Origin of the sequence: Pelagibacterium sp. 26DY04, from assembly GCF_031202305.1 — a bacterium.
Lineage (GTDB): Bacteria > Pseudomonadota > Alphaproteobacteria > Rhizobiales > Devosiaceae > Pelagibacterium.
The window spans coordinates 3,785,355-3,808,673 of the sequence record NZ_CP101731.1; the positions used below are offsets into that span (position 1 = coordinate 3,785,355).

The 23,319-nt window shown below is 62.8% G+C and carries 25 protein-coding genes; 8 read left to right on the plus strand and 17 right to left on the minus strand.

Annotated elements, in window-relative coordinates; genetic code table 11:
• Positions 1-215: 215 nt before the first annotated feature.
• Both leuC and NO932_RS18790 read left to right on the plus strand, forming a co-directional pair.
• Positions 216-1,625 carry a 3-isopropylmalate dehydratase large subunit gene (gene leuC / locus NO932_RS18785; RefSeq protein ID WP_309208900.1) on the plus strand — a complete coding sequence of 470 codons (1,410 nt, stop codon included), beginning with the start codon at positions 216-218 and terminating at the stop codon, positions 1,623-1,625.
• Between the two features lie 96 nt (positions 1,626-1,721).
• A complete protein-coding gene (locus tag NO932_RS18790) occupies positions 1,722-2,153 on the plus strand; it encodes a metallopeptidase family protein (protein WP_309208901.1) in 432 nt (143 codons plus the stop codon).
• A gap of 132 nt (positions 2,154-2,285) precedes the next feature.
• Here NO932_RS18790 and NO932_RS18795 read toward each other — a convergent pair whose 3' ends face one another.
• A complete protein-coding gene (locus NO932_RS18795) occupies positions 2,286-2,606 on the minus strand; it encodes a hypothetical protein (RefSeq protein ID WP_309208902.1) in 321 nt (106 codons plus the stop codon).
• 213 nt (positions 2,607-2,819) lie between these two features.
• Here NO932_RS18795 and NO932_RS18800 point away from each other — a divergent pair, with 213 nt between their 5' ends.
• A complete protein-coding gene (locus tag NO932_RS18800) occupies positions 2,820-4,001 on the plus strand; it encodes a GGDEF domain-containing protein (RefSeq protein WP_309208903.1) in 1,182 nt (393 codons plus the stop codon).
• Positions 4,002-4,061: 60 nt separating this feature from the next.
• On the opposite strand, the gene NO932_RS18805 is transcribed toward NO932_RS18800, so the two are convergent.
• Complete coding sequence (locus NO932_RS18805; protein WP_309208904.1) at positions 4,062-4,910, minus strand: ATP-dependent Clp protease proteolytic subunit; 849 nt, start codon at positions 4,908-4,910, stop codon at positions 4,062-4,064.
• The gene (locus NO932_RS18810; protein WP_309208905.1) at positions 4,907-6,271 is read right to left on the minus strand and encodes a hypothetical protein; all 1,365 of its coding nucleotides are present in this window, start codon (positions 6,269-6,271) and stop codon (positions 4,907-4,909) included. Before NO932_RS18810 ends, NO932_RS18805 begins: the two co-directional genes overlap by 4 nt.
• A 193-nt stretch (positions 6,272-6,464) precedes the next feature.
• Between NO932_RS18810 and NO932_RS18815 the strand changes: the two genes are divergently transcribed.
• Complete coding sequence (locus NO932_RS18815; RefSeq protein ID WP_309208906.1) at positions 6,465-7,238, plus strand: MBL fold metallo-hydrolase; 774 nt, start codon at positions 6,465-6,467, stop codon at positions 7,236-7,238.
• Between the two features lie 200 nt (positions 7,239-7,438).
• Here the strand turns inward: NO932_RS18815 and NO932_RS18820 are convergent, their stop codons facing one another.
• The 7 genes from NO932_RS18820 to NO932_RS18850 form a co-directional block, all read right to left on the minus strand.
• On the minus strand, positions 7,439-7,744 hold the full coding sequence (locus NO932_RS18820) for an ATP-dependent Clp protease adaptor ClpS (protein WP_309163574.1): 306 nt from the start codon (positions 7,742-7,744) through the stop codon (positions 7,439-7,441).
• A 71-nt stretch (positions 7,745-7,815) separates the two neighbouring features.
• A complete protein-coding gene (typA, locus tag NO932_RS18825; protein ID WP_309208907.1) occupies positions 7,816-9,642 on the minus strand; it encodes a translational GTPase TypA in 1,827 nt (608 codons plus the stop codon).
• 238 nt (positions 9,643-9,880) lie between these two features.
• Positions 9,881-10,264, minus strand: a complete 384-nt coding sequence (locus tag NO932_RS18830) for a VOC family protein (protein ID WP_309163570.1) — start codon at positions 10,262-10,264, stop codon at positions 9,881-9,883.
• Positions 10,261-10,656 carry a VOC family protein gene (locus tag NO932_RS18835; protein ID WP_309208908.1) on the minus strand — a complete coding sequence of 132 codons (396 nt, stop codon included), beginning with the start codon at positions 10,654-10,656 and terminating at the stop codon, positions 10,261-10,263. The genes NO932_RS18830 and NO932_RS18835 overlap by 4 nt, the downstream gene beginning before the upstream one ends.
• A gap of 42 nt (positions 10,657-10,698) precedes the next feature.
• Complete coding sequence (locus NO932_RS18840; RefSeq protein WP_309208909.1) at positions 10,699-11,328, minus strand: transcriptional regulator; 630 nt, start codon at positions 11,326-11,328, stop codon at positions 10,699-10,701.
• A gap of 2 nt (positions 11,329-11,330) precedes the next feature.
• Positions 11,331-13,460 (minus strand): EAL domain-containing protein, encoded by a 2,130-nt coding sequence (locus NO932_RS18845; protein WP_309208910.1) that lies wholly within the window; start codon positions 13,458-13,460, stop codon positions 11,331-11,333.
• Positions 13,461-13,808: 348 nt separating this feature from the next.
• Positions 13,809-15,029: an argininosuccinate synthase gene (locus NO932_RS18850; protein WP_309208911.1), complete on the minus strand. Its 1,221-nt coding sequence runs from the start codon at positions 15,027-15,029 to the stop codon at positions 13,809-13,811.
• 183 nt (positions 15,030-15,212) lie between these two features.
• Here NO932_RS18850 and NO932_RS18855 point away from each other — a divergent pair, with 183 nt between their 5' ends.
• The 3 genes from NO932_RS18855 (at position 15,213) to NO932_RS18865 (ending at position 16,977) form a co-directional block, all read left to right on the plus strand.
• Positions 15,213-15,860: a LysE family translocator gene (locus NO932_RS18855; protein WP_309208912.1), complete on the plus strand. Its 648-nt coding sequence runs from the start codon at positions 15,213-15,215 to the stop codon at positions 15,858-15,860.
• Positions 15,860-16,711 carry a 23S rRNA (adenine(2030)-N(6))-methyltransferase RlmJ gene (locus NO932_RS18860; protein ID WP_309208913.1) on the plus strand — a complete coding sequence of 284 codons (852 nt, stop codon included), beginning with the start codon at positions 15,860-15,862 and terminating at the stop codon, positions 16,709-16,711. The genes NO932_RS18855 and NO932_RS18860 overlap by 1 nt, the downstream gene beginning before the upstream one ends.
• 68 nt (positions 16,712-16,779) lie before the next feature.
• Positions 16,780-16,977 carry a YqaE/Pmp3 family membrane protein gene (locus NO932_RS18865; RefSeq protein ID WP_309208914.1) on the plus strand — a complete coding sequence of 66 codons (198 nt, stop codon included), beginning with the start codon at positions 16,780-16,782 and terminating at the stop codon, positions 16,975-16,977.
• Positions 16,978-17,076: 99 nt separating this feature from the next.
• Here the strand turns inward: NO932_RS18865 and NO932_RS18870 are convergent, their stop codons facing one another.
• From NO932_RS18870 to thpR, 5 genes are all read right to left on the minus strand, one after another.
• A complete protein-coding gene (locus tag NO932_RS18870; protein ID WP_309208915.1) occupies positions 17,077-17,535 on the minus strand; it encodes a GNAT family N-acetyltransferase in 459 nt (152 codons plus the stop codon).
• Entirely contained in the window at positions 17,532-18,731 is a 1,200-nt protein-coding gene (rlmN, locus tag NO932_RS18875) for a 23S rRNA (adenine(2503)-C(2))-methyltransferase RlmN (RefSeq protein ID WP_309208916.1), read from the minus strand. Before rlmN ends, NO932_RS18870 begins: the two co-directional genes overlap by 4 nt.
• 141 nt (positions 18,732-18,872) lie before the next feature.
• The gene (locus NO932_RS18880; protein WP_309208917.1) at positions 18,873-19,385 is read right to left on the minus strand and encodes an invasion associated locus B family protein; all 513 of its coding nucleotides are present in this window, start codon (positions 19,383-19,385) and stop codon (positions 18,873-18,875) included.
• Between the two features lie 85 nt (positions 19,386-19,470).
• Positions 19,471-19,998, minus strand: a complete 528-nt coding sequence (locus NO932_RS18885; protein WP_309163555.1) for an invasion associated locus B family protein — start codon at positions 19,996-19,998, stop codon at positions 19,471-19,473.
• Positions 19,999-20,201: 203 nt separating this feature from the next.
• Positions 20,202-20,741, minus strand: a complete 540-nt coding sequence (gene thpR, locus NO932_RS18890) for an RNA 2',3'-cyclic phosphodiesterase (RefSeq protein ID WP_309208918.1) — start codon at positions 20,739-20,741, stop codon at positions 20,202-20,204.
• Positions 20,742-20,987: 246 nt separating this feature from the next.
• Between thpR and NO932_RS18895 the strand changes: the two genes are divergently transcribed.
• Positions 20,988-21,758 carry a Bax inhibitor-1/YccA family protein gene (locus NO932_RS18895; protein WP_309208919.1) on the plus strand — a complete coding sequence of 257 codons (771 nt, stop codon included), beginning with the start codon at positions 20,988-20,990 and terminating at the stop codon, positions 21,756-21,758.
• 95 nt (positions 21,759-21,853) lie between these two features.
• Here the strand turns inward: NO932_RS18895 and NO932_RS18900 are convergent, their stop codons facing one another.
• The gene (locus NO932_RS18900; protein ID WP_309163690.1) at positions 21,854-22,192 is read right to left on the minus strand and encodes a DUF2794 domain-containing protein; all 339 of its coding nucleotides are present in this window, start codon (positions 22,190-22,192) and stop codon (positions 21,854-21,856) included.
• 363 nt (positions 22,193-22,555) lie between these two features.
• Positions 22,556-23,287 carry a DUF1223 domain-containing protein gene (locus NO932_RS18905; RefSeq protein ID WP_309208920.1) on the minus strand — a complete coding sequence of 244 codons (732 nt, stop codon included), beginning with the start codon at positions 23,285-23,287 and terminating at the stop codon, positions 22,556-22,558.
• Positions 23,288-23,319: the final 32 nt, after the last annotated feature.

Here is a 23,319-nt window from a genome sequence, read left to right on the forward strand (position 1 = left end):
CCCGCAAGCGCGTAAATAGCAGTCAACCGTACCCAAGGGTACGCCAAGTGTGTGGAGAGGCAGGTCAGGGCGCGCCGAAAAGCGGGTGATCGAGAATCGGAACGGAGCGTACATTTGGTACGTGAGTACCGGAAGCGCAGAGAACCACGGTTTGCAGGCCGTCATCACATGACTGTCCACACAACGTAACCTCACTGACTGGAATTTGCGCTCCGATGACCGCCAGGACCCTCTACGACAAAATCTGGGACGACCATGTTGTGGCCTATAACGAGGATGGCACCGCTATCCTCTATATCGACCGCCACCTCGTCCATGAAGTCACGAGCCCCCAGGCTTTCGAGGGACTGCGCCTCTCCGGCCGCAAGGTCCGCGCCCCCGAGCGCACCCTGGCCGTTGTCGACCACAACGTGCCGACCTCGGACCGCACCAACGGGATCGATGATCCCGAATCCCGGCTCCAGGTGGAAACCCTGGCGCAGAACGCGGCTGATTTCGGCGTCGAATATTACAACGAGCTCGATATTCGCCAGGGCATCGTCCACATCGTAGGCCCCGAACAGGGCTTCACGCTCCCGGGCATGACCATTGTGTGCGGTGACAGCCACACCTCGACCCACGGCGCTTTCGGCGCCCTGGCCCACGGCATCGGCACCTCGGAAGTCGAGCATGTCCTCGCCACCCAGACGCTGATCCAGCAAAAAGCGAAAAACATGCGCGTCGTCGTCGACGGCAAGCTCCCCGAGGGTGTTACGGCCAAGGACATCATCCTCGCCATCATCGGCGAGATCGGCACCGCCGGCGGCAATGGCCATGTCCTCGAATATGCCGGCGAGGCCATCCGCTCGCTCTCCATGGAAGGCCGCATGACGGTCTGCAATATGTCGATCGAAGGCGGCGCCCGCGCCGGGCTGATCGCGCCTGACGAAAAAACCTTCGCCTATGTCAAGGATCGCCCCCGCGCCCCCAAGGGCACCGCGTTCGACATGGCGCTCGACTATTGGCAGACGCTCTATACCGATGAGGGCGCCCATTTCGACAAGGAAGTGCGGCTCGACGCAGCCAATCTCCCCCCGATCGTTTCCTGGGGCTCCTCCCCCGAGGACGTGATTTCGGTCACCGGTGCCGTTCCCGATCCCGACCAGATCGCCGACGCCAACCGTCGGGCGTCGAAAAAGCGTGCCCTCGAATATATGGGCCTGGTCCCGGGCACGAAAATCACCGATATTGAGCTCGACAGGGTGTTCCTGGGCTCGTGCACCAATGGCCGCATCGAGGATCTGCGCGCCGCTGCCGCCATCGTCAAGGGTCACAAGGTCCACGATCGGGTCAACGCCATGGTCGTCCCCGGTTCGGGGCTGGTGAAAGCCCAGGCCGAAGCCGAAGGGCTCGACAAGATCTTCATCGCCGCCGGCTTCGATTGGCGCGAGCCCGGATGCTCCATGTGCCTGGCCATGAACGCCGACAAGCTCGCGCCCGGCGAGCGCTGCGCTTCGACGTCCAACCGCAATTTCGAGGGCCGTCAGGGCTTCAAGGGCCGCACGCACCTTGTCTCCCCCATCATGGCCGCCGCCGCCGCCATCGCCGGCCGGTTCGTGGACATCCGCGAGTGGCCGCGCCAGTAGAGAGCCACGTCCTCCGTGGTACTCGGCCCCTCCTCCCCCCATCGTCTTCCCCGGGCTTGACCCGGGGATCTCGGCAACAAGCACAAGGGCGGGGAAATGACTGAGGCATCGGAAGGCGACGCCAAATTCTGGGGTCCTCTCCCGGCTCCCTCGCTCGATGACATCGAAGCCCTCGCCATAGAGGCGCTCGAATCTCTCCCCGAGCCCTTCCGCTCCATGTCCCGCGACGTCGAATGCCGTGTTGCCGAATTCCCCACCGAGGAGATCTGCAAGGACATGGACCTGGAAAGCCCCTTTGATCTCATGGGGCTTTTCGAGGGCATCGGGCGCACCGATGATGGCATCCTGCCGCAGACCGGTCAGATGCCCAACCGCGTCTGGCTCTACCGCCGTCCCATCCTCGATTACTGGGCCGAGCACACCGATACGCTGGGCGAAATCGTCACCCACGTCCTCGTCCACGAAATCGGCCACCATTTCGGCCTTTCGGACGACGACATGTACGCCATCGACGACGGCCTGCGCTAAATCTATCTGACCGCCTTGCCCTCCAAAAGATCTCTCCTTCCCCCGATAGGGAGTGAGGGGGCGCGCCTCTCGGCAGGCACCAGAAGCGGTTTGACCCCGCAGGGGTGCCCCACAATGCAATGGACTCGCCCTCTATCCTCGTCTCGCTTCTTCCCGGCTCATGAACCGGAAATCGGCATAGGTATCCCCCTCGAGGTCGTCATCGACCACCAGCGCCAAATTCTGCGCCGAAAACGCGGCGTACCAGTCTTCCCAGCTCACCAGCTCGAACCCTCCCGTGGGCCGGTCCGGCCCCTCATTGTTGTCGGCATTGAGCATGTGCTGGTCGAAAGTGAGGTTGAGCAGGTATTGGTCCTTGCCGCCGGGGGCCGGCATGTCGGCCATGATCGGATTGCCGCCCCTCCCTTCGGTCCACGCCCGGATGTCGGCAAGTTCGGTCAAGACTTTCGCCATTTGCTATCTCCTTGTTGCTCTCGGACCAATCAACGGCGCAAAGGCATGTTCCGTTGCGACAAATCCCCGACTTGGCAGAGCCGCCGCGATCTGATTAACCGGACCTAGAGGCGCCCCTTCTTGCACACTTGCGGTTCGGAACGCGGCAAACAAGGATTGGGAGCAATTGACGTCCTGTGAGGCGGAAATGCTCGAGGAGTTCCGCGGGTCGAAATGAACGGCGCGATTTTGGTCTTTTGGGTGATCGTCGCCCTCTGCGCCGTCAAATCGGCTGCGTTCTTCGCGCTGGCCCGGTTTGATCCCGTCAATCGTCCCGCGCTCTGGTTTTCCGGCGCCTTTCTTGCCGCCGGCATCAGTTTTCTCGGCGAGATCGTCCTCGCCACGGGCTTTGCCCCCGGGCCCACACGCATGGTGATCGCCGTCGCCATGGTGATCATGTTCGTGCTCATCGCCCATGGCATCGCGCGGCGCTACCGCATCGACATGCCCGCCGGCGGGGGCCTGGCCATCGTCGCAGCCTCGTCGCTGCTCTATTATCTGATCCTCGACCTGCCGCGCGCCGATTTCACGCGTCAGATGCTCTACCAGATCCCCTACGCGCTCCTCAGTTTCCTCGCCCTCAGCGTCATCTCCCGCGCCCGGTCCAAAGCCTGGTATGACTGGCTGTTCATGGCGCTGTTCGCCCTCATCGGCCTTCATTTCCTGGGCAAGCCCTTCCTTGCGCGCTGGGCCGGCGGTGTCGGCGCCGAACCCTCGGCATTTTCCGCCACCCTTTATGCGGGCCTTTCCACCGCCTCTGGCGCCATCCTGCTGCTGATTCTTTCGTCCGCCGGGCTGGCGCTGCTTCTGGCCGATACCGCTGGACGCCTCATCCGCCGCGCCGAACGCGATGCGCAAACCGGGTTGCTGAACCGGGCCGGCTTCGCCACCCACGCCGATCGTCAACTCCTCACCCTGGCCCAAGCCGAAAAGCCCCACGAGGAACGCCGCGACGTGGCGCTGACGCTCATCGCCGTCAACCGTCCCACCCAGCCGCGCACCAGGGAGCAGTCCGCGGCGGCGCTGGCTGCCCTCATTCTCTCGGTGGCCCCCAGGGATGCCCTGATCGGCCGCATGGCCGATTTCGAATTCGCCATCCTCGCTCCGGGCAGCAATCTCTTTGCCGCCCGCCACACCGCCGAGGAGCTGCGCAAGAAGCTGCGCGCGCGGCTGGGCGAGATGGAAGGAGGGCTCACGCTCAGCATCGGCATCACCGAGCGCGAGCCCGGCGATCTCTATGCCGACCTTCTGGCGCGCGGACTTTGGGCGCTCGAGGAGGCCGAGCGCGCCGGAGGCAATTGCGTGCGGCTGGCCGCCCACTCCCAATTCGACCCCCTCGGCATCCGCCAGGGGTGAGCGTATAGCCAGATGACAGCGGTGCCGCGCTTCGGGCACGGGAGCGCCAACCGATAGAACCTAGCCCGCATCCGATCCGGAGACCGCTGCCCCATCGGCAGCTTCGACCTCCGAGGTCCCGGCCAGCGCCGTCTCCTCCATCTCTTCCATGGTGAGGAAATACAGCCGATCGGGCGGCGTCTCCATGGCGTTGACCCAAAGCAGCGGGTCGATGCCCATCTCGTCGAGATAGCGCGTGATCCGCGCCGTCATCGCCTGGGCGTCGCTCATGGCCTGAGCCGAACCGATTTCGGTCCCGCCTGCCCCGGCATAGATCTGGTGCACGCCCACCGCCGCGCTGTCGGACACCAGCCGCTCGACGCCGCCGGCCAGAACCAGCGGGCAGGACGAACCGCAAAGCGCCCCGTCCCCCACCGCCGTTGCAAATCCATTCTCGCGGATCATACGCCCGATCAGCAGCGCATCGTCCACCGATCCTCCCGGCGAATTGAGCGCCACGGTCTCCACATAATCCCCCCGCGCCGCGATCTCGGCGGCAAACTGGGCCGCCGCTCCCGGAACGATCGTCCCCGACAGCATCAGCACGCCCCCGCCGACCAGTTCGATCGACAGCGGCTCGGCAAGCTGTTCGGGCGGCGTCGTTATATGTTCGAGCGGACGATAGGCCGGGTTCGAGGGGTCGATCTCGGGCCGCTCGACCGCCGGCAGCAGCGGATCGCCCGGCATTACCGCCAGATCGGCGGGCTGGACCTGGTTGAGGTCCATGTAATCGGAGATCAGCACCCAGGCCGTCCCCGCCAGCATGGCGAAAAACGCCGTCCGGAGGATTGCTCCGTCCTCGACGGCGGCGACGGCATGTACCAACCGCGCTCCGATCCCCTTGCGCGGCGCCTCGCCGAGGCTGCTCATGGCCGTTGCGGCCCTTCGGTGCGCTTGCGCTGCGTGAGCCCAGGCAGTTGCGTCACCGTGTCGTCGTCCTCGGCGCGGGCCGGCTCGGGCGCCACCGTGAGCGTTTCGGTTTCACCGGTCGCAGGCTCCTCGTCCTCCGACCGCTCGGGCAGGATTTCCGCCGGCTGGGCGCGCACCGCCATCATCTGGTTGTGCAAGGCCACCGCCCGCATCATGTCCGCGGCGGTCAGCGTTTCCGCATCGTCGAGCGATTCAGCGTCCCGCCGCATCGCCGCATGGGCAACCGAGAGCAGCAGCACCAGCACCACCGGCAAGAGATCGATGGAAATCGCCCCGGCCCAGGAGGGCACGAAATCGGAAGCGTAGCGCAGCACTGCCTCGGCCGAAGAAAGCGGCACGAAGCGGCGCGGCTCGACCTCCGGCTCGGCCATGATCGCCTGCGCCGCTTCGGCAAGCGCGGAGGATTGCGCGTCGACAGCGCCCCGGATATTGGCCATGGCCGCATCCTGGCGCATCACCAGCCCGGCGCTCTGACCATCGGCCACCGGGGCGATAAAGCCCAGCGAAAGGTCTTCGGCGGCCCGCGCCACCGAGGGGGCGACCGAGGTTTCCTGCAGCGCGGCGATCACCCCGGTCAGCGCCACGATTTCGGCGGCAAAGGCATCGGCGCGCGGCTGCACCTCGCCGGGCGCGGAAACCAGTTCGCGCATCACCGCCAGATGCTCGCCGCCGGTGGCAAACAGCCCGCTGGCCCGTTCCTGGGATTGGGAAATGGTGGTGGTGAGCCCGTCCATCTGGCCGCTCATCTGGCTCAAAAGCTGCACCACCGAACCGGACCCCGAAGTGCCGGTCAGCGCCCCGCCCTCGCGTTCTTCCTGCGCCAGGGTGGCAAAGCGTTCCGACGCCCGCTGAACGTCCGGAAGCAGCGATTGGGCGGAGAGCGCATTGGCGTGGGCGGCATCGAGATCGCCGGTATATTCCTCCAGCGTCACCGCCATATGCTGTTCGAGCGCCGCCGAACCGGCCAGCGCGGCGGCGTTGAGCCAGGAGCTCATGGCCACGATCATCAGCGATCCCAACCCCATGATCGCCACCATGATCAGCCGTTGGCTCATGGTGCGCATCAGCGGCAGGAACCGCATCATGTAGCTCCAGAACACGTAGATGCCCACCGATACGGCGACCGAATAGATGATGGCAGCGAAAAAGACGAAATTGGCGTCCCCGTCCAGGAGTCCCCGCACCCCGAGATAGGTATAGACCCCGCTCGCCAGCGCCAGCACGGCGAGCGCGAAACGCGAGGTGACTTCCAGCCCCTTGATCGTCTGTCCGATCCGGGCGGCGTTGTTCTGGCTTGCCATGTCGCTGAGTTCCCTCGGCCCAATCCATTAAGCCAAGCTTAACAGAGAAATCCCGGCGAAATCGAGATGGCGTGGAACGTGCCGAAAAGCTCGCGCTTTTGTGAAGGACCGGGACCCGATCCAAACGTCACTATGGCCGTTGCAATGCCGGGTGATTATCATCGGGCCCGATCGTTCAAAAGGAGGACGCGAAATGAGCTTTACCCGTCGACGGACCCTCGGCCTGGGGCTTGGCACCCTGGCCGCCATGGGCGTCACCACCATCCTGCCCCGCACCGCTTTCGCCCAGGCCGATGGCGATCTCTACCCGTCCGAGGCCGGCGATTTCTTCGTCCATCCCATCTCCCACGCCTCGCTGGTTCTCGAAACGCCCTCGGGCGTCATCTATGTCGATCCGGTGGGCGGCGCCGAGCCCTATTCCTATCTCCCGCCCCCCGACCTCATCCTCATCACCCATGAGCATGGCGATCACTACGACGCTGCAACGCTCGAAGCGATCATGGGCGAAGAGACCGAGATCATCGCCAACCCGGCCGTCTTCGATATGCTTCCCGAAGCGCTCTCCGCCCGTGCCCGGCAGATGGCCAATGGCGACACTGACAGTTTCGGCGATATCGGCATCGAGGCCATCCCCGCCTACAACACCACCGAGGACCGGCTGCAATACCACCCCCAGGGGCGCGACAACGGCTATATCCTCACCATCGGCGAGCGCCGCGTCTATATCGCCGGCGACACCGAGGACATTCCCGAAATGCGTGAGCTCGAAGACATCTTCATCGCCTTCGTGCCCATGAACCTGCCCTACACCATGGACGTCGACCAGGCCGCCTCGGGCGTCGCCGCCTTCCTGCCCACCTATGTCTACCCCTACCACTACAACGACAGCGACCTCGACCGCTTCGAAGACCTCCTCATGGAAGAAATCGGCGGCGGCACGGAAGTCGTGCGCGGGGCGTGGTACTAGGAACCAAACATCTGCCGGGAATTGGCAGCGTCGCGGATTGTCGGGTCAGGCCCGACAATGACGAGGAGAGGGTATAGGACTGGTACACTAACGCTGTTGCCGGCCGCCCCCTATCCACCTCGTCGTCCTCGGGCTCGACCCGGGGACCCGCAAAGCCTCGATGAAGACAGAAGATGTGAAAACAGCAAACGCCGCTGTGTCTATTCTTCAGGCTCGGTCGTCACCATCAATGGAAACCCGAACTGCTGGCTCAATTCGATCGCCTCGTCCGCCTTGGTCTCGGCGATCTCCTTGGTATAGACCGCCACCACCGCCGAACCCTTCTGGTGCGCGGTCATCATCACCGCCTCCGCCTGCGGCTCGCCCATGCGGAACACGGACTGGAGCACCTTCACCACGAATTCGCGCGGCGTGTAGTCGTCATTGAGCAGGATGACCTTGTGCAGCTTGGGCCGCTCGGTCTTGATCTTGGTCTCAGTGCGTTGCTTGGTCGATGTATCGCTCATCGCAGCACCTCTTTGAAAGAACGATGGGCAGAGCGAGCTCGATTATAGCCCCGCCCCGCCCATTCGCCAAATCAACTCGCCGCCGCCTCGGCCGCTGCCGCCCGCGCTGCGCGCTTGCGCTCATGAGGGTCGAGGTGGATTTTCCGCAGCCGCACCGAAGTGGGCGTCACTTCCACATATTCGTCGTCGGCAATGTAGCTCAGCGCCTGTTCGAGGCTGAGCTTCTTGGGCGGCGTCAGCCGGATCGCCTCGTCCTTCGAGGTGGTCCGGATATTGGTCAACTGCTTGCCCTTCAAAACGTTCACTTCGAGATCGTTTTCCCGGTTGTGCTCGCCAACGATCATGCCCTCGTAAACATCGACGCCCGGATCGATCAGCATCGGCCCGCGATCCTCGAGATTAAAGAGCGCATAAGCCACCGCCTGCCCCGTGGCGTTGGAGATCAGAACCCCGGTGCGCCGCATGGGCAGCGGACCCTTGAAGGGCGCATATTCGTGGAACACGCGGTTAAAGATCGCCGTGCCGCGCGTATCGGACAAGAGTTCGCCCTGATACCCGATCAGCCCGCGCGTGGGCACGTAGAGTCGCACGCGCGTGCGGCCGGCACCCGAAGGCCGCATCTCGACAAGCTCCCCGCGCCGTTCGGTGAGCTTTTGCACCACCACCGAGGAAAACTCGTCATCGACGTCGATGATCACTTCCTCGACAGGCTCGAGCTTGACGCCATTTTCCTCGCGGAACAGCACCTTGGGGCGGCCAAGGCACAATTCGAACCCTTCGCGACGCATGGTCTCGATCAAAACCCCGAGCTGGAGTTCGCCGCGCCCGGCCACGTCAAAGGAATCGTTGTCGTCCCCCGGCGTCACGCGGATCGCCACATTGCCTTCCGCCTCGCGCATCAGCCGCTCGCGGATGACGCGGGACTGCACCTTGTCGCCCTCGCGGCCGGCCAGCGGCCCATCATTGATCCTGAAGGTCACCGACAGGGTCGGCGGATCAATGGGCTTGGCTTCGAGCGCCTCGGTCACCTGCGGCACCGCGATTGTGTTGGCGACGGTCGCCGTCTCGAGACCCGCCAGAGCCACGATATCGCCGGCCTTGCCTTCCTCGATCGGCTCGCGCTCGAGGCCACGGAACCCCAGAACCTTGGAGATACGCCCCTTTTCCACCACCTTGCCGTCACGGCTGAGCGCATGCACCGCGTCGCCGGGCTTGACCGAACCGGAAAACACCCGGCCCGTCAGGATGCGCCCCAGGAACGGATTGCGCTCTATGGTGGTGACCAGCATCTGGAACGGGCCTTCTTCCACCTTGGGCTCTTCGAAATGCTCGACGACCTTGTCGAGCAGCGGCCCCATCGTGTCCTTGGGCCCGGTGGGGTCCTCGGACATCCAGCCCTGCTTGGCCGAACCGTAGAGCACGGGAAAATCGAGCTGTTCGGGCGTTGCATCGAGAGAAACGAAAAGGTCGAAGATTTCGTCGAGCACCTCATTGTGCCGCTCTTCGGGTTTGTCGATCTTGTTGATCGCAACGATGGGCCGCAGCCCGATCTTCAAAGCCTTCGAGAGCACGAACTTGGTCTGCGGCATCGGTCCCTCGGCCGCGTCCACGAGGATCACCGCACCGTCGACCATCGAAAGGATGCGCTCGACCTCACCGCCGAAATCGGCGTGGCCCGGCGTATCGACGATATTGATCCGGTGGTCCTTCCAGTTGAGCGAGGTCACCTTGGCAAGAATTGTGATGCCGCGTTCTTTTTCCAGATCGTTGGAATCCATCACGCGTTCATCGACGCGCTGGTTGTCGCGGAAGGTGCCCGACTGCCTCAAAAGGACGTCGATCAGCGTCGTCTTGCCATGGTCGACGTGGGCAATGATCGCAATATTGCGCAAGCTCATAAGGGGGGCCAGCCATTTGTGGGATTTTGCAGGTTGGCTGCCCATACCCCAGCAATGGGTCGTAAACAAGGAAAAACGCCGCAATGCAGCTATGTGAGGACAGCTACAGCGGCCCCCCAGCTCCTTTGTCAGACGTTTCGGCTCTGACTAAAGCGTTGCCACGGACTACCCTTCTCCCTGGCGGGAGAAGGTGGCCGGAGCGAAGCGGAGGTCGGATGGGGGGCGCTGAGCCAGTGATCTACTTCAAGCTCCGCGGCTTGTCCCCCGACTGCCAGAGCCCCAGACCAAAGCCATCCGGGTCCAGAAAGTCCGCGCTCCAGCCTCCCGGTGCCTCTTCCACCGGGGTCACGATCGTCACCCCTTGTTCGGCGAGCGCGGCAACGATATCGTCGATGCCGCCATCGGCCAGGTCGAAGACCAGCGCCGGGGTATTGCCGCGCTTTCCTTCCATTTGAAAGAACACCATCTCCAGCCCCTGGTCGAGCGAACCCGACAGCCAGAATGGTTCGGCGCCTTCCTGGCGGGTGAGCTCTATGCCGAGAACCTCGTTGTAAAACTTTTCGGTGCGCGCGATGTCGGCGACGTAAAAGACGATCGAAGCGCGATGCGGTTTGGGGATCATTTGTCCCCTCCTTTAAGAGAGAGCGGCTTGTCATTGGCCTGATAGAGCCCGATGGCGAAATCGTCAGGGTCGCGGAACGTGGCGCCCTTGCCGTCGGGGGCATCCCCCACCGGGGAAACGATGGTCACTCCCCGTTCGGCCAGTGAGGCGACGATATCGGCGATCCCGCCCTCATCGAGATCGAACACCATGATCGGACTGTTGCCCGGCGTGGGCGTCCCGACCATGAAATCGATCTCGAAATTCTCGCTGAGCTTGGCATGCAGGAAGTGTTCGCCTGCGAACCCGCGCCGCTCGAAGCGAATGCCCATGATCTCGGAGTAGAATTTTTCCGTCCGGTCGAGATCGGTGACGTTGAAAACCAGGCTCGTGTAACGGGCCGTAAACAGCATAGCGCCCTCCTTGGCGTTTCCTTACGCCCCATGTTGCCGCGATCAGACTTTTCGTGAGCGCTTGAAGAGAAAAATATGCCCGTCAGGATCGTGGGTGGCAAACGCAACCCCGTGGCGCTTGAGCGCCGGCGCCAGCGCCTGGCGGATCGCGCCATAGGCGAGGTCGAGATTGAGCCCCACCATCTCGGCGGGCATGGCGACGCCCTTTTTGCCCAAGGCCAGCTTGAGCGCCCGCACCCTCTGGCGCAGCGCTGCGTCACTAAGGTCGAGCAGATAGGCGATTTCAGCCCGCGAATGTCCCGAGAGCGCCAGCGCCGCGACAACCCGAAGGCTCTTTGGCAGATCGGCGAGGATGGCGCCTAGCGCCTCGCCCTCGGCCTGCGATTGCCCCCCGGAGCGCTCGAGCTGCCAGCGCGCTTCCCGTTCGCGCCGCCGCGCCGCGCTGCGCGCGTCGAACGCCGCCCGCTTGCGGATCGCCCCCGCCATCCAGCGCCGATCGGCAAACTTGGTGAAATCGTCGCGCCCGGCCTGGACCGCCGCGATCAGCACCTCCTGGACGATATCCTCGGCTTCATCGCTCCGCCGGGCGTGCCGGCGGGCCAGAGCGATAAATTCGGCATAGGGGATGGCGCGGCGCATCTTCTCATCCTGGCCGGAAAGCGACGATCGCAAGCTTACCATCCATCGCGCCCTTTGAATGCCTCGCCATAGTGCCTGGCTTCGATCATGGCCGCGATTTTCTCCGCCCCCACCGGCGGCGAGAAATAATAGCCCTGCACCTGGGTCGCCCCCTCGGCGCGCACCACCGCAAGCTGATCTTCCGTCTCCACCCCTTCGGCCACCGTGGTCATCGACAGGCTCTTGCCCAGCCCGATCATGGCTCTCAGGATCGCCCGGCTTTCCGATTTGGTTGCCACGTCGGTCATAAAGGAGCGGTCGATCTTGATCTTGTCGAACGGAAAGGCCCGCAGGTAGGAGAGCGAGGAATATCCGGTGCCGAAATCATCCATGGCGATGCGCACACCCAGCCCGCGCAGGGCACCCAAAAGATCGAGATTGGCGCTGCTGTTTTCGAGCAACAGGGATTCTGTGATCTCGAGCTCGAGCCGTCCCGCCGCCAGCCCCGATCCCTCCAGCGCCGCTTCGATCACGCCGACAAGGTCGGGGTTCTTGAACTGGATCGGCGAAAGGTTGACCGCCACGCCCACCCGATTGGGCCACAACGCCGCGGCCTGGGTCGCCGCGCCCAGAACCCAGGCACCCAGGGCGTGGATCAGCCCGGTTTCCTCGGCGATGGGAATGAATTCGGCCGGAGCGATCGGCCCCAATTCGGGATGCTCCCAGCGTGCCAGCGCCTCGGCGGCAACGATCCTGTTGCCGTCGAGTTCGACGATGGGCTGAAACACCACCGAGAGCCCTTCCCTTTCGATCGCCTCGCGCAGCCCTGCTTCGAGCGTCCGCCGGCGCTGCAGGGTGGCGTCCATGCCCGCTTCGTAAAAGTGATAGGTTCCCCGCCCCTCCGACTTGGCTTTGAGCAGCGCCAGGTCGGCATTGCTCATCAGCGCGTCGGCGGTCTGCCCGTCCCCCGGCGCCACGGCAATGCCGATCGAGCAAGTGAGCTGCAGCGATCGATCTCCGAGGCTGATCGGCTCGGCCAGCGCCTTGGCGATGACCCGCGCGGTATCGGCCGCTTCATGCGGCACCGCAGCCGTCGGCAGCAGCACGCCGAATTCGTCGCCCCCCAGCCGCGCCGCGAACCCGCGCCCATCCACCGTTTCGGCCAGCCGTTCGGCCACGTTGCGCAGTACCGTGTCCCCCGTGGCATGGCCGTCGCTGTCGTTGATCGCCCTGAAATGATCGAGATTGACCACGAGCAGCGCCGGGTGCCTGCCCTTGTCATCATGCTTGAGCGCCGCTTCGAGCTCCTCGCGGAACAATCCCCGGTTCGGCAGGTCGGTGAGCGCGTCATGGGTGGCCATGTGGTGCATGCGCGCTTCGGCGGCGAGATGATCGGTGATGTCCTCATGGGTGGTCACCACGCCGCCGCCCTTGAGCGGCTGATGCCGCAGCGAGACCAGCGAGCCATCGGCCATCTTGATCACCTCGCGCACGAATTTCCCGCCATCCATGATGCGCCTGCGCTCGGCCATATAGGCCTCGCGGTCTATGAGAGCGTGCTTTTTGCTCTTGAGCCTGAAATCGAGGATATCGCCGAACGCGGTGCCGGGACGCGCCAACTCGGGCGGCAGCTCGTAGAGGGAGATGAATTCCGCATTGCAGGTCATCAGCCGGAAGTCGGCGTCGAACATCGACAGGCCCTGGCTGATATTGTTGATCGCTGCATCGAGCAGGCCATATTGGCGTTCGAGTTCGCGCTTGCGCTCGGAGGCCATGTCCGAGCGGGCGATCTCCTCGGTCACATCCTCATGGGTCACCACCCAGCCCAGGCCCGGCGCATAGATATGGGCAGTTTCCAGCGTCCGGTTGCCGGCGGCGATCTCGAGATTGACGGTGCGCATGCCGCCGCGATTGCTCAACAGCTCGGCGCTGTATGCCTCATAGAAGCTCTTGGGGTCGGTGCCCTGGTGATTGCCCAGCGCCGATGACAGCGCCACGACCTCGTAAAGGCTCATGCCCCGGCGGATGGCCTTGGCGGAAAATCCGTAGATGTCGAGATAATGCCGGTTCCACATCACCAGCGTGAAATCGGGGGCCCAGACGCAAAAGCCGAACGGTATCGCCTGCAGCGCCGCATCCAGAAGCAGAGCTTCGCCGCCGCGCTCAGCGTTCTCCTCTGGCCGCATCTGCCGTCTCTCTCCCCAGGCGGAATTGAAAAAGAACCTAGTCCGCTCCGCTTAAGGAGACTTTAAGCGACGAGCCCCCCGCAAAATTTGATCGAACAAGCGTGACGAGGAGAAGAGGACACACACGAGGCAGAGGCAGAGTTTTGCCGCAATCATCGCTTCTCCCCAAACGTGTACCCCGGGCTTGACCCGGGGCAAGGTATGCGCGCCCCTCTCGGCTCTTGCCGCCCGCTCTCCTCCTCCCCCTCGTCGTCTTCGGGCGTGACCCGGAGACCCGCAAGGCCTCACCGCACTCAGCAGGAGTGTACCCCCACAACCCCTCCCACGCACGAATCAGTCCAGACCCAACTACCCCAGCCGCAGCTTGCGCGCCCCATAGGTCTTGAGCCGCAGTCCGTTGAGCTTGATGAAGCCTTCCGCGTCGTGATGGTCGTAGGTGCCGGTGCCCTCCTCGAAGGTCACCAGATCCTCCGAATAAAGCGAATAGGGCGAGGTGCGGCCAACCACATTGGCCGAGCCCTTGTAGAGCTTCAGCGTGACTTCACCCGTCACATAGTCCTGGCTCTTGTCGATCAGCGCCTGCAGCATTTCTCGCTCGGGCGAAAACCAGAAGCCGTTATAGATCAGTTCGGCATAGCGCGGCATGATCTCGTCCTTCAAATGCGCCGCCCCCCGGTCGAGCGTGATCGACTCGATCCCCCGATGCGCCGCAAGCAGGATAGTGCCGCCCGGCGTCTCGTAGATGCCGCGGCTCTTCATGCCCACGAACCGGTTTTCGACGAGATCGAGCCGTCCCACCCCATGCTTGCCGCCCAATTCGTTGAGCCTGGTCAGAACCCCGGCCGGGGTGAGCTTTTCGCCATTGACCGAAACCGCATCGCCCTTTTCGAACCCGATGGTGATGGTTTCAGGCTCGTTGGGGGCATCGACCGGATCGACGGTGCGCTGATAGACATAGTCGGGCGCCTCGACGCCGGGGTCCTCGAGCACCTTGCCCTCGCTCGAAGTGTGCAAGAGGTTGGCGTCCACTGAGAACGGCGCCTCCCCGCGCTTGTCCTTGGGCACCGGAATCTGGTTGAGCTCAGCATATTCGATCAATTTCGTGCGGCTCTGCAAATCCCATTCGCGCCAGGGCGCGATGACCTTGATCGAAGGGTTGAGCGCATAGGCACAAAGCTCGAACCGCACCTGGTCGTTCCCCTTGCCGGTCGCCCCATGGGCGATGGCGTCGGCCCCGGTTTCCTCGGCGATCTCGACGAGCCTTTTGGCGATCAGCGGCCGGGCGATCGAGGTGCCCAGCAGGTAAACGCCTTCATAGACCGCATTGGCGCGGAACATGGGAAAGACGTAATCGCGGACGAATTCCTCGCGCAGATCCTCGATATAGATTTCCTTGATCCCGACCAGCTCGGCCTTGCGGCGCGCCTCCTCCAACTCGTCCCCCTGCCCCAGATCGGCGGTGAAGGTCACCACCTCGCAATCATAGGTGTTGCGCAGCCATTTGAGGATCACCGAGGTGTCCAGACCACCCGAATAACCAAGGACGACTTTTTTGATCTCTTTGCTCATGGCGCTATTTATGAACCTGTTTGGAGGCGCGGGGATAAGTTTGCGGGACACTAATCAGATCGCGTCGAACCTGTCCAGAAACGCCGCAAAATTGAGGTTGCGCAGCGCCTTGCGCACGAGCATGTTTCCAGGCGCCGTCTAGACCCCTCGATCACGCGCACATTCCCCGATCTGGAACCCAACATGCTGGTACATGCCCCCGACCTCGCGGTCATCCTGAGCTTCGCCCTCGCCGCCATCGTCCTCGCCATCACCCCCGGCCCGGACATGGCGCTGTTCATTTCGCGCACCGTCAATTTCGGGCTAAAGCACGGATTTGCAACGGTTTTGGGCGCATTGACCGGCATCGCCGTCCACACCATGCTCGCCGCCTTCGGCATCTCGATCCTCATCGTCACCGCCCCCGCAGCCTTCTGGGCGCTCAAGATCGTTGGCGCTATCTATTTGTTATGGCTTGCTTTTTCTGCCGTCCGCTCGGGCACCGGCCTCACGGTCGCCAAGGCCAACGGCCGCATGCCATCGCTCAAGAACTCCTATCTCACCGGCCTGGGCATCAATCTCACCAACCCCAAGGTGGCGCTTTTTTTCGTGACCTTCCTCCCCCAATTCGTCTCGGCCTCCGACCCCCACGCCGCCGAAAAACTGATCTTCCTCGGCGTCGAATTCGTCATCCTCTCGCTGCCCATCGTCATCGGAATCGTCTTTGGCGCTCAATGGCTTACCGGCACGCTGATGCGCTCGCCCCGCATCCAGAAGGCGCTCAACTGGTCCTTCGCCGCAGTCTTTGCCGCCTTTGCCGTCACCATCCTCACCGCTGAAGCGCGCAAATAATGAACTACCGCCACGCCTTCCATGCCGGCAATTTCGCCGACGTGGTCAAACATGTCATCCTCGTGCGCATTCTCTCCTATATAATGCGCAAGGAGACTGCGTTTCGCGTCATCGACACCCATGCCGGTGTCGGGCTCTACGATCTCTGGGGCGATGCGGCCGAGCGCACCGGAGAGTGGCGCGAGGGAATCGGCAGGCTGATCGCGCGCGGACTTCCCGATGCCGCCGCGGCGTTGGTCGAGCCCTATCTCCTTGCCGTCAAAGCACAAAATCCCGATGGCGGCCTGCGCTATTATCCCGGCTCGCCCTTCATCGCCCGCCACATGCTGCGCCCTCAGGACCGGCTCATGGCGCTCGAGCTTCACCCGCAAGATGCTGATTTTCTTAAGGAAAATTTCGCCGGCGATATCCAGACCCGCGTCACCCATCTCGATGGCTGGGCCGCCATGGGCACCCACCTCCCACCAAAGGAAAAGCGCGGCCTAGTGCTCGTCGACCCGCCCTTCGAGCAAAAAGGCGAGTTCGGCAGAATGGCCGACAGTCTGATCAAGGCCCACAAACGCTGGCCCGGCGGCACCTATGCCTATTGGTATCCCATCAAGGACCCCGCCGACGTCACCGCCTATGCCGCAGCGCTCAAGGCCACCGGGATACCGAGGATCCTGCGCCTTGAGCTCACCATTCGCGCGCCCTCGGCTCCACCGCGTTTGCATGGATCGGGCATGGTGGTGATCAACCCGCCCTATGTTCTTGAAGACGAAATGAAAATCGTCCTGCCCGCCCTCGCCGACCTCCTGGCCGATGAGGGCCGAGGCCGGTTCAGGATCGAGTGGATTCGGGGGGAAGCATAGGGAACGTCCTTGCTGGCAGCGAACTTATCCCCATATTGCAGACAACGCTTAACATGGGACCACAGACGATGACCTTCGGAGATTTCATTCGGATCCTGTTTTCGATCCTCATTCCCCCGCTCGGCGTTTTCCTGCGCGTCGGCTTCGGGCTCCATTTCTGGCTCAACATCCTCCTGACGATCCTCGGCTATGTGCCGGGCCTCATCCACGCCATCTGGATCATCGCCAGCCACCGCACCCGCGACAGCATCACCTACAACCGCTAGAGCGTGTCCAGCAAAAGTGGAAACGGTTTTGCGGTTCGGACACGCGACCAAACAAGGACTTAGAGCAATTGAAGCGATTCGAAGAAAAGCGAAAATGCTCTAAGTGTCGGTCTGATCGGGATGTTTTGACAAGTTCAGCTCGAAATAGACCATATCGACGCTCTTCCCGCCGATCGCTTCATAGAGCGACCTGGCGGGAAGATTGTCGGTTTCCGTGGCCACCCACCCATAGGTGACCCCGCGCGCCGCGGCCGCATCGAGCAGCACCGCCATCAGCTTCTTGCCGATCCCCCGCCGCTGGTGACTTTCGGCGACCCCAACCTCATTGACGTAGAATTCAGGATGCTTGTCGGGGTGGAAATAAAACAGCCCCGTCGCCATTCCCACCACCTTGTCCCCGTCCGTGGCAAGCGCGATGAGATAATCGGGATGGGCAAGATAGGCCTTTGCCAAATCCGGCTTTACCGGCTCGTCGAACACGCTGGTATCGGCCGACAGCAACAGGTCGAGATCTGCCTCACCGATAACCCGGACCAGAATGCCCGCCGGCTGCGTCACAGCATGAAGGCCTCGCGGTCCTTCTTCTTGAGCCGCTCGGTCTCGGACTTGAGCTGCCCGCAGGCCGCAAAGATATCCCGCCCGCGCGGGGTGCGCACCGGCGAGGCATAGCCGGCGCGGTTGACGATATCGGCGAACGCCTCGATGCGATCCCAGTCCGAGCACACATAGTTCGAGCCGGGCCAGGGATTGAACGGGATCAGGTTGATCTTGGCCGGAATTTTCGCCAAAAGCCGCACCAATTCGCGCGCATCGGCGTCCGAATCGTTGATACCCTTGAGCATGACATATTCAAACGTAATCCGTTTTGCGTTAGATACCCCCGGATAGGTCCGGCAGGCTTCCAGCAGTTCCTCGAGCGGCCACTTCTTGTTGATCGGCACCAGCACGTCGCGCAGATCGTCGCGCACCGCGTGCAGCGAAATCGCCAGCATCACCCCGATTTCCGAGCCCGTCGGCTCGATCTGGGGCACCACACCCGAGGTCGAAAGCGTAATCCGCCGCTTGGAAAGCGAAAGCCCTTCCCCGTCCGACGCGATCAGCAAAGCCTTCTTGACGTTGTCGTAATTGTAGAGCGGCTCGCCCATGCCCATCATGACGATATTGGTGATCGCCCGGTTTTCCCCGGCCGGCACCAATCCATCCGAAGGCCGCACGCCACCGGGGAAATCCCCCAGTCGCTCGCGCGCCATCATCACCTGGCCCAGGATTTCCCCGGCCGTAAGGTTCCGCACCAGCTTTTGCGTGCCCGTATGGCAGAACGAACAGGTGAGCGTGCAGCCCACCTGGGAAGAAACGCACAGCGTCCCGCGATCGCTTTCGGGAATATAGACGGTTTCGACCTCGACCGGCGGCATGTTGGGATGCTGGGGGTCGCGGAAGCGGAACAGCCATTTGCGCGTGCCGTCGATCGAAACCTGCTCGGAAACGATCTCGGGCCGCCCGATGGAAAACGCCTGCTCGAGATCGGCGCGCAGCCCCTTGGCGATGTTGGTCATCGCCGAGAAGTCGGTGACGCCGTTGACGTAGATCCAGTTCCAGAGCTGGCTGGCCCGCATGCGCGCATCGCGCTCGGACAATCCGACCTCACCCAGATTGGCCACGATCTCCTTTTTCGACATGCCCAAGAGATCGCGCGGACCCGCAAGGGCGGGACGCGGCGCGGTGGCATGATCGATATTGAGCGCCAGACTCATGGGCGAAGCTTCCAAGGGATTGTGAGGTTTTTGGGGTATATGGACGCGGGCAGGCCCGTTTCAAGGCCGATGCGGCAAACGTCGTCTTGTCCGCCCTCTAGCACAATCGCGCCAATTGCGCAAAGCCGGCTCCATCCCGGATCAGCAGGCGCCGTCGATATCTCCGGTCGCCGCGGTCGCCCCCGAGAGCGAGAATGTCTGGCGCACCGTTTGCCCCGCGGCATTGGTGCCCTCGATCACCATGGTCGAGCCGGCCCGGATCGCCTGCACCGCCGCCCCGCTCTGGCTCGGGTCGGCGAGCCAGGCCGCATCGTCCTGGGTGAACAGATCAAAGCTCTGCCCGCCCACCGACAGCGTCGCGGTGCTGTCGGGCGCAAACTGATAGCCGGCAACGAGATTGATTTCGGAGCGGATGCTCTCGGTCGGACGGTGGGTGATGTAGAAATAGGCATCCCCGGACGCGCCAGCGCTCGGCTCGGTCGAGCTGGGACGAGAGAGCACGAAGCAGATCTGCCCCTCGCTCTCCGTGGTCGCATAGGCCGACCAGGCATTGTGCTCGCCAAGAACGCGGACCGATTGGGCAGCAGCCGGCATGGACCAAAGGCCCAGGAGCGTGACCGCGATGACCGGTAGCGATGGAATGTGGCGTGCCATGGCTGGTGTCCTATGTTTTACGAAAGTGCAAAAGGCCGGGACGGCCCCGACCCTTTGCCAATGGCCCAACGTGCGCAAGCACGCCTTACTGCGGACATTCCTCGTTGGCGGCATTGAGCGCGGCGGTGATCCCGCGCAGCGAATAGGTATCCACCGTATTGGTGCCCCGCTGGGAGGTGGCGCGCACCACCATGGTGGCCCCGGCGCGCATGGCGCCCACAAAGCCGGGCTCATCCTCGATCGAGGCGAGCCAAGCCGATTCACCCTGGGTTACCATGGGGTAGGAGCGGCCATCGACCGAAGCGGACGCATTGGCGTTGGTCTCGTGGATCGGATAGCCGACGATCGTTGCCACCTCGTTGCGGTTGGTGGGCCGGATCGTCACGATGAAATGGATGGCGCCGCGATTGACATTGGTGGGCTCGCTGGTCTGCGGCGTCGAGGAGACGTAGCAGATCTTGCCGCTTCCGTCGGTGTCGGTCCACGCCGTCCAGAAATCGAAAGTCCCCAGATTGTCGGCGGCGAACGCCGCCGGGCTGGCACAAAGCACAACCGCACCGCCGGCCAGGGCGGCAAGCATGCGGCGGATATGGCTGCGAAACGAAAACGTCATCGCCAAACCCTTCCCCTTATTCTTTAAAACATGCACATGACTGCCGCCAACTCTGCACCCTTATGGTTACCAGAGAGCAAACGCCACGGCTTTTCCCACGAGGCGGCAAACTAGGGAGGAATTTGGCCGGAATTTGGCCACCTCCCACGCCACGCCTACACGAAGATTTGTGCGCGTTTCACGCTGAACACGGGCTGAACGGGTTATGCGGCCAAAGGATAGTCCTGTTCGATGACATAGGGCCCTCCGCCCACCGAATCGCGGCTGGAAAACACCACGAATTTTTCGACCGTAAAGCTCATGGGACTGAACTTTCCGGCCTGGGCGATATGGCGCGCCAGATCGGCGGGACTGGCGTCGCGCAGCCGCGCCAGGGTGACGTGCGGAATGAATTTTCGGCCCTCGGGCGGCAGCCCGATGCGCTGCAGCAGCCGCTCCTGGCTGGCCTGCAGCCGGGCGAGCGGTTCGGACGGCTCGACCCCCGCATAAAGCGCCCGCGGCTTATTGCCGCCGAAAACCCCAAGATGGGAGAGAGTGAGGGTAAAGGGCTCCACATCCGCATGCATTTCGAGGGCGTCATAGACCTCGCCCGCCGTGCGGTGATCGATGTCGCCGATATAGCGCAGGGTGATATGGTAGTTTTCGGGATCGATCCAGCGGGCCCCGGAAAGCCCGCCACGCTTGAGGGACAGCGCGAACCCCAGATCGTAGGGAAGCTGCAAACCGGTAAACAGTCTGGGCATGAGCGTAACCTTCCATGTCCCGGCCGCCCGGCCCTTTCCGGGCCGACCGAATCAGAGCCTAGCACATCGGTTCGCCAGCGGAATCAAAAACCCGTCAGCGCCATGGGCGGCGAATCCTCTGGTGGCCGGTTTTGCTTGTAATTTCAGAGGCTCGTCTCCATATTATCCCTCAACTGGCAACCCCCGGGTCGGCATGAGGCTGGCTCGGCTGCCGGAAAGCCACTTTGCAAGAGGATGGAACACGAAATGGCACAATACGACCGTCAGACCGTCGCAGGGCGTGTAGGCACGGCCGCCGCCATCGACGAGGGTCTGCGCAGCCATATGCTGCGTGTTTACAATTACATGGGCATCGGCCTGGTCGTCACGGGCCTCATCGCCTTTTTCGCCAACCAGATGGCCGTGACCGCCGATCCTTCGGCCGCTGCCGCTCAGTTGGCCGACGGCACGCTTCTGACCCAGTGGGGCGTTCTGCTCTACACGAGCCCCCTGATGTGGGTCGTGGCGCTCTCCCCGCTCGCCTTCGTCCTGGTGCTCTCCTTCGGCATCAACAAGCTCTCCTTCGGTGCCGCCCAGGCCGTGTTCTGGGGCTTTGCCGCGATGATGGGCCTGTCGCTGTCGTCGATCTTTTTGGTCTATACCGACGCCTCGATCGCCAAGGTGTTCTTCATCACCGCCGCCACCTTCGGCGCGATGAGCCTTTACGGCTACACCACCAAGCGCGATCTTACCGGCATGGGCTCGTTCCTGATGATGGGCCTGATCGGCCTGATCATCGCCATGGTGGTCAATATCTTCCTTCAGTCTTCGGCTCTCGATTTCGCCATCTCGGCGATCGGCGTGCTGATCTTTGTGGGTCTGACCGCCTATGACACCCAGAAGATCAAGGAAGGCTATGCCGAAAACATCGGTCATGAAGGCCTGGGCAAGATGGCCATCATGGGCGCGCTGACCCTGTATCTGGACTTCATCAACCTGTTCCTGATGCTGCTGCGCCTGTTCGGCAATCGCGAGTAGAGTCAGAAACAACCGACTTTCGGAAAAGGCCGCGGATCACCTCCGCGGCCTTTTTCTATGATGGGGGTTAAGCCCCTTGAAATTTTAAGCCTGGTCTACCGCACGACGTAGAGCTGGGGATCGAGAACACGCAGCACGGCGGCCAGATCATGCCCGCGCTTGAGCACGCGGCCATCGCTGCCGATGACCATATATTGCCCCTGCCGGCGCGCCAGCTTGGGATTTTTCTCCACAACGAAAAGCGGCCGTTCCGACGTGCGCTGATAGATGGAGAACATGGCCCGCTCGCGCCCGAAATCAAGGGCATAGTCGCGCCATTCTCCAGCAGCGACCTTGCGGCCGTAGACATTGAGGATAAGGGCGAGTTCCTTGCGGTCGAAGCTGACGACGGTATGTGGCCGGGCCTGGGACGAGGGGGAGGAAAGCGTCAAGATGCTGCCCTTCTGGCTGTCATAGCGCTCGTTCAAACCGGCCCGCCTCCGTTTCAGCTTCACTGTCCAATCCGATGATCCTCCCGTTCGTTCCCGGACGCAAGAGGTTTGAGCGCGTCCGGGGGTGGCGCAAACTCACCCACAATTGAACCGATTTAAGCCACAATCCCTCCCTTCTCATGCCCCATTGCGAAATTAGCTTACGCTCATTGCCTCCAGTTAGCCGGCCTCCGGATCCACCGAGCCCCCAAACCATGGATCCGGCAGGCCGGCGCCCTTCCCGGTCTTGCCTTCCGGGGATAGGAGACTCCTCCAAAATCGCTTAGCTCCCTGTCATCATGCGATGCAGGGAGTTTTGTTTTTCCCCTAACGGTAAAACGCCGAGGCGCCCAGTATGCGGCCGGGCAATTGACCGTTCTTCTCCTGTACGATCACCGCGGCGCCATCCGAATGGGTGCCCAGGATTTCTTCGAGCGGAATGACGATCTCGGCGCCCTCTTCGGGATCCCACATGCCGATCGCCTGCCGTCCCGTCACGATATGGGTATAGGCCAGCGCCCGGCCCGAATTCTCGCCCCGCTCGATCGCCACTTCCGCGCTGTCGCGATAAGTGACGACCCAGACCACGGCAGGAGGCAATGATGCATCGGCGGGCGCTTCAAAGGTGATGGATTGTTCCCCATTGGCGCGCAACGACACCGAAAGCGGCGAGACGGCTTCTTCGATGGCCCGCTCGGCTTCGGCGGCGTCCGAACCCACCACCGCCGTCTGTCCGTTGATCACCATTTGCGGGGTATAGATGCGCATCTTGCCCCAGCTTTCAGCATAGGCCTTCTGCAATTCGGTGTTGGCGGGCAGCGCGAAGGTGTCCTGCCAGCCGATATAATCCCAATAATCGATATGATAGCCCAGGGCGACCACGTCGTCGCGCATGCCGAGGTCAGAAAGCAGCTCATCGGCGTCAGGACAACGCGAGCAGCCCTGGCTGGTGAACAGCTCGACCACGGTTTCCGCATTGTCGCGAATCTCCACGGCACCGGCTGGAGCGGCGACAAGGAGCGGCATGGCGGCGAGAAGGCGGAAAGGTCGGACGATCATGGGCCAGTTTTGTACGCGTTCGCGCAGCGGCC

Bases quoted from the DNA above. Each gene is read 5' to 3' on its own strand.
- NO932_RS18830 (WP_309163570.1), bottom strand. From the start codon at position 10,264: ATGATCCCCAAACCGCATCGCGCTTCGATCGTCTTTTACGTCGCCGAC.
- NO932_RS18865 (WP_309208914.1), top strand. From the start codon at position 16,780: ATGACCTTCGGAGATTTCATTCGGATCCTGTTTTCGATCCTCATTCCC.
- thpR (WP_309208918.1), bottom strand. From the start codon at position 20,741: ATGCCCAGACTGTTTACCGGTTTGCAGCTTCCCTACGATCTGGGGTTC.
- NO932_RS18800 (WP_309208903.1), top strand. From the start codon at position 2,820: ATGAACGGCGCGATTTTGGTCTTTTGGGTGATCGTCGCCCTCTGCGCC.
- NO932_RS18885 (WP_309163555.1), bottom strand. From the start codon at position 19,998: ATGACGTTTTCGTTTCGCAGCCATATCCGCCGCATGCTTGCCGCCCTG.
- NO932_RS18810 (WP_309208905.1), bottom strand. From the start codon at position 6,271: ATGGCAAGCCAGAACAACGCCGCCCGGATCGGACAGACGATCAAGGGG.
- NO932_RS18905 (WP_309208920.1), bottom strand. From the start codon at position 23,287: ATGATCGTCCGACCTTTCCGCCTTCTCGCCGCCATGCCGCTCCTTGTC.
- NO932_RS18790 (WP_309208901.1), top strand. From the start codon at position 1,722: ATGACTGAGGCATCGGAAGGCGACGCCAAATTCTGGGGTCCTCTCCCG.
- NO932_RS18835 (WP_309208908.1), bottom strand. From the start codon at position 10,656: ATGCTGTTTACGGCCCGTTACACGAGCCTGGTTTTCAACGTCACCGAT.
- NO932_RS18815 (WP_309208906.1), top strand. From the start codon at position 6,465: ATGAGCTTTACCCGTCGACGGACCCTCGGCCTGGGGCTTGGCACCCTG.
- NO932_RS18880 (WP_309208917.1), bottom strand. From the start codon at position 19,385: ATGGCACGCCACATTCCATCGCTACCGGTCATCGCGGTCACGCTCCTG.
- NO932_RS18850 (WP_309208911.1), bottom strand. From the start codon at position 15,029: ATGAGCAAAGAGATCAAAAAAGTCGTCCTTGGTTATTCGGGTGGTCTG.
- NO932_RS18795 (WP_309208902.1), bottom strand. From the start codon at position 2,606: ATGGCGAAAGTCTTGACCGAACTTGCCGACATCCGGGCGTGGACCGAA.
- NO932_RS18895 (WP_309208919.1), top strand. From the start codon at position 20,988: ATGGCACAATACGACCGTCAGACCGTCGCAGGGCGTGTAGGCACGGCC.
- NO932_RS18845 (WP_309208910.1), bottom strand. From the start codon at position 13,460: ATGCGGCCAGAGGAGAACGCTGAGCGCGGCGGCGAAGCTCTGCTTCTG.
- NO932_RS18805 (WP_309208904.1), bottom strand. From the start codon at position 4,910: ATGAGCAGCCTCGGCGAGGCGCCGCGCAAGGGGATCGGAGCGCGGTTG.
- typA (WP_309208907.1), bottom strand. From the start codon at position 9,642: ATGAGCTTGCGCAATATTGCGATCATTGCCCACGTCGACCATGGCAAG.
- NO932_RS18855 (WP_309208912.1), top strand. From the start codon at position 15,213: ATGCTGGTACATGCCCCCGACCTCGCGGTCATCCTGAGCTTCGCCCTC.
- leuC (WP_309208900.1), top strand. From the start codon at position 216: ATGACCGCCAGGACCCTCTACGACAAAATCTGGGACGACCATGTTGTG.
- NO932_RS18820 (WP_309163574.1), bottom strand. From the start codon at position 7,744: ATGAGCGATACATCGACCAAGCAACGCACTGAGACCAAGATCAAGACC.
- NO932_RS18860 (WP_309208913.1), top strand. From the start codon at position 15,860: ATGAACTACCGCCACGCCTTCCATGCCGGCAATTTCGCCGACGTGGTC.
- rlmN (WP_309208916.1), bottom strand. From the start codon at position 18,731: ATGAGTCTGGCGCTCAATATCGATCATGCCACCGCGCCGCGTCCCGCC.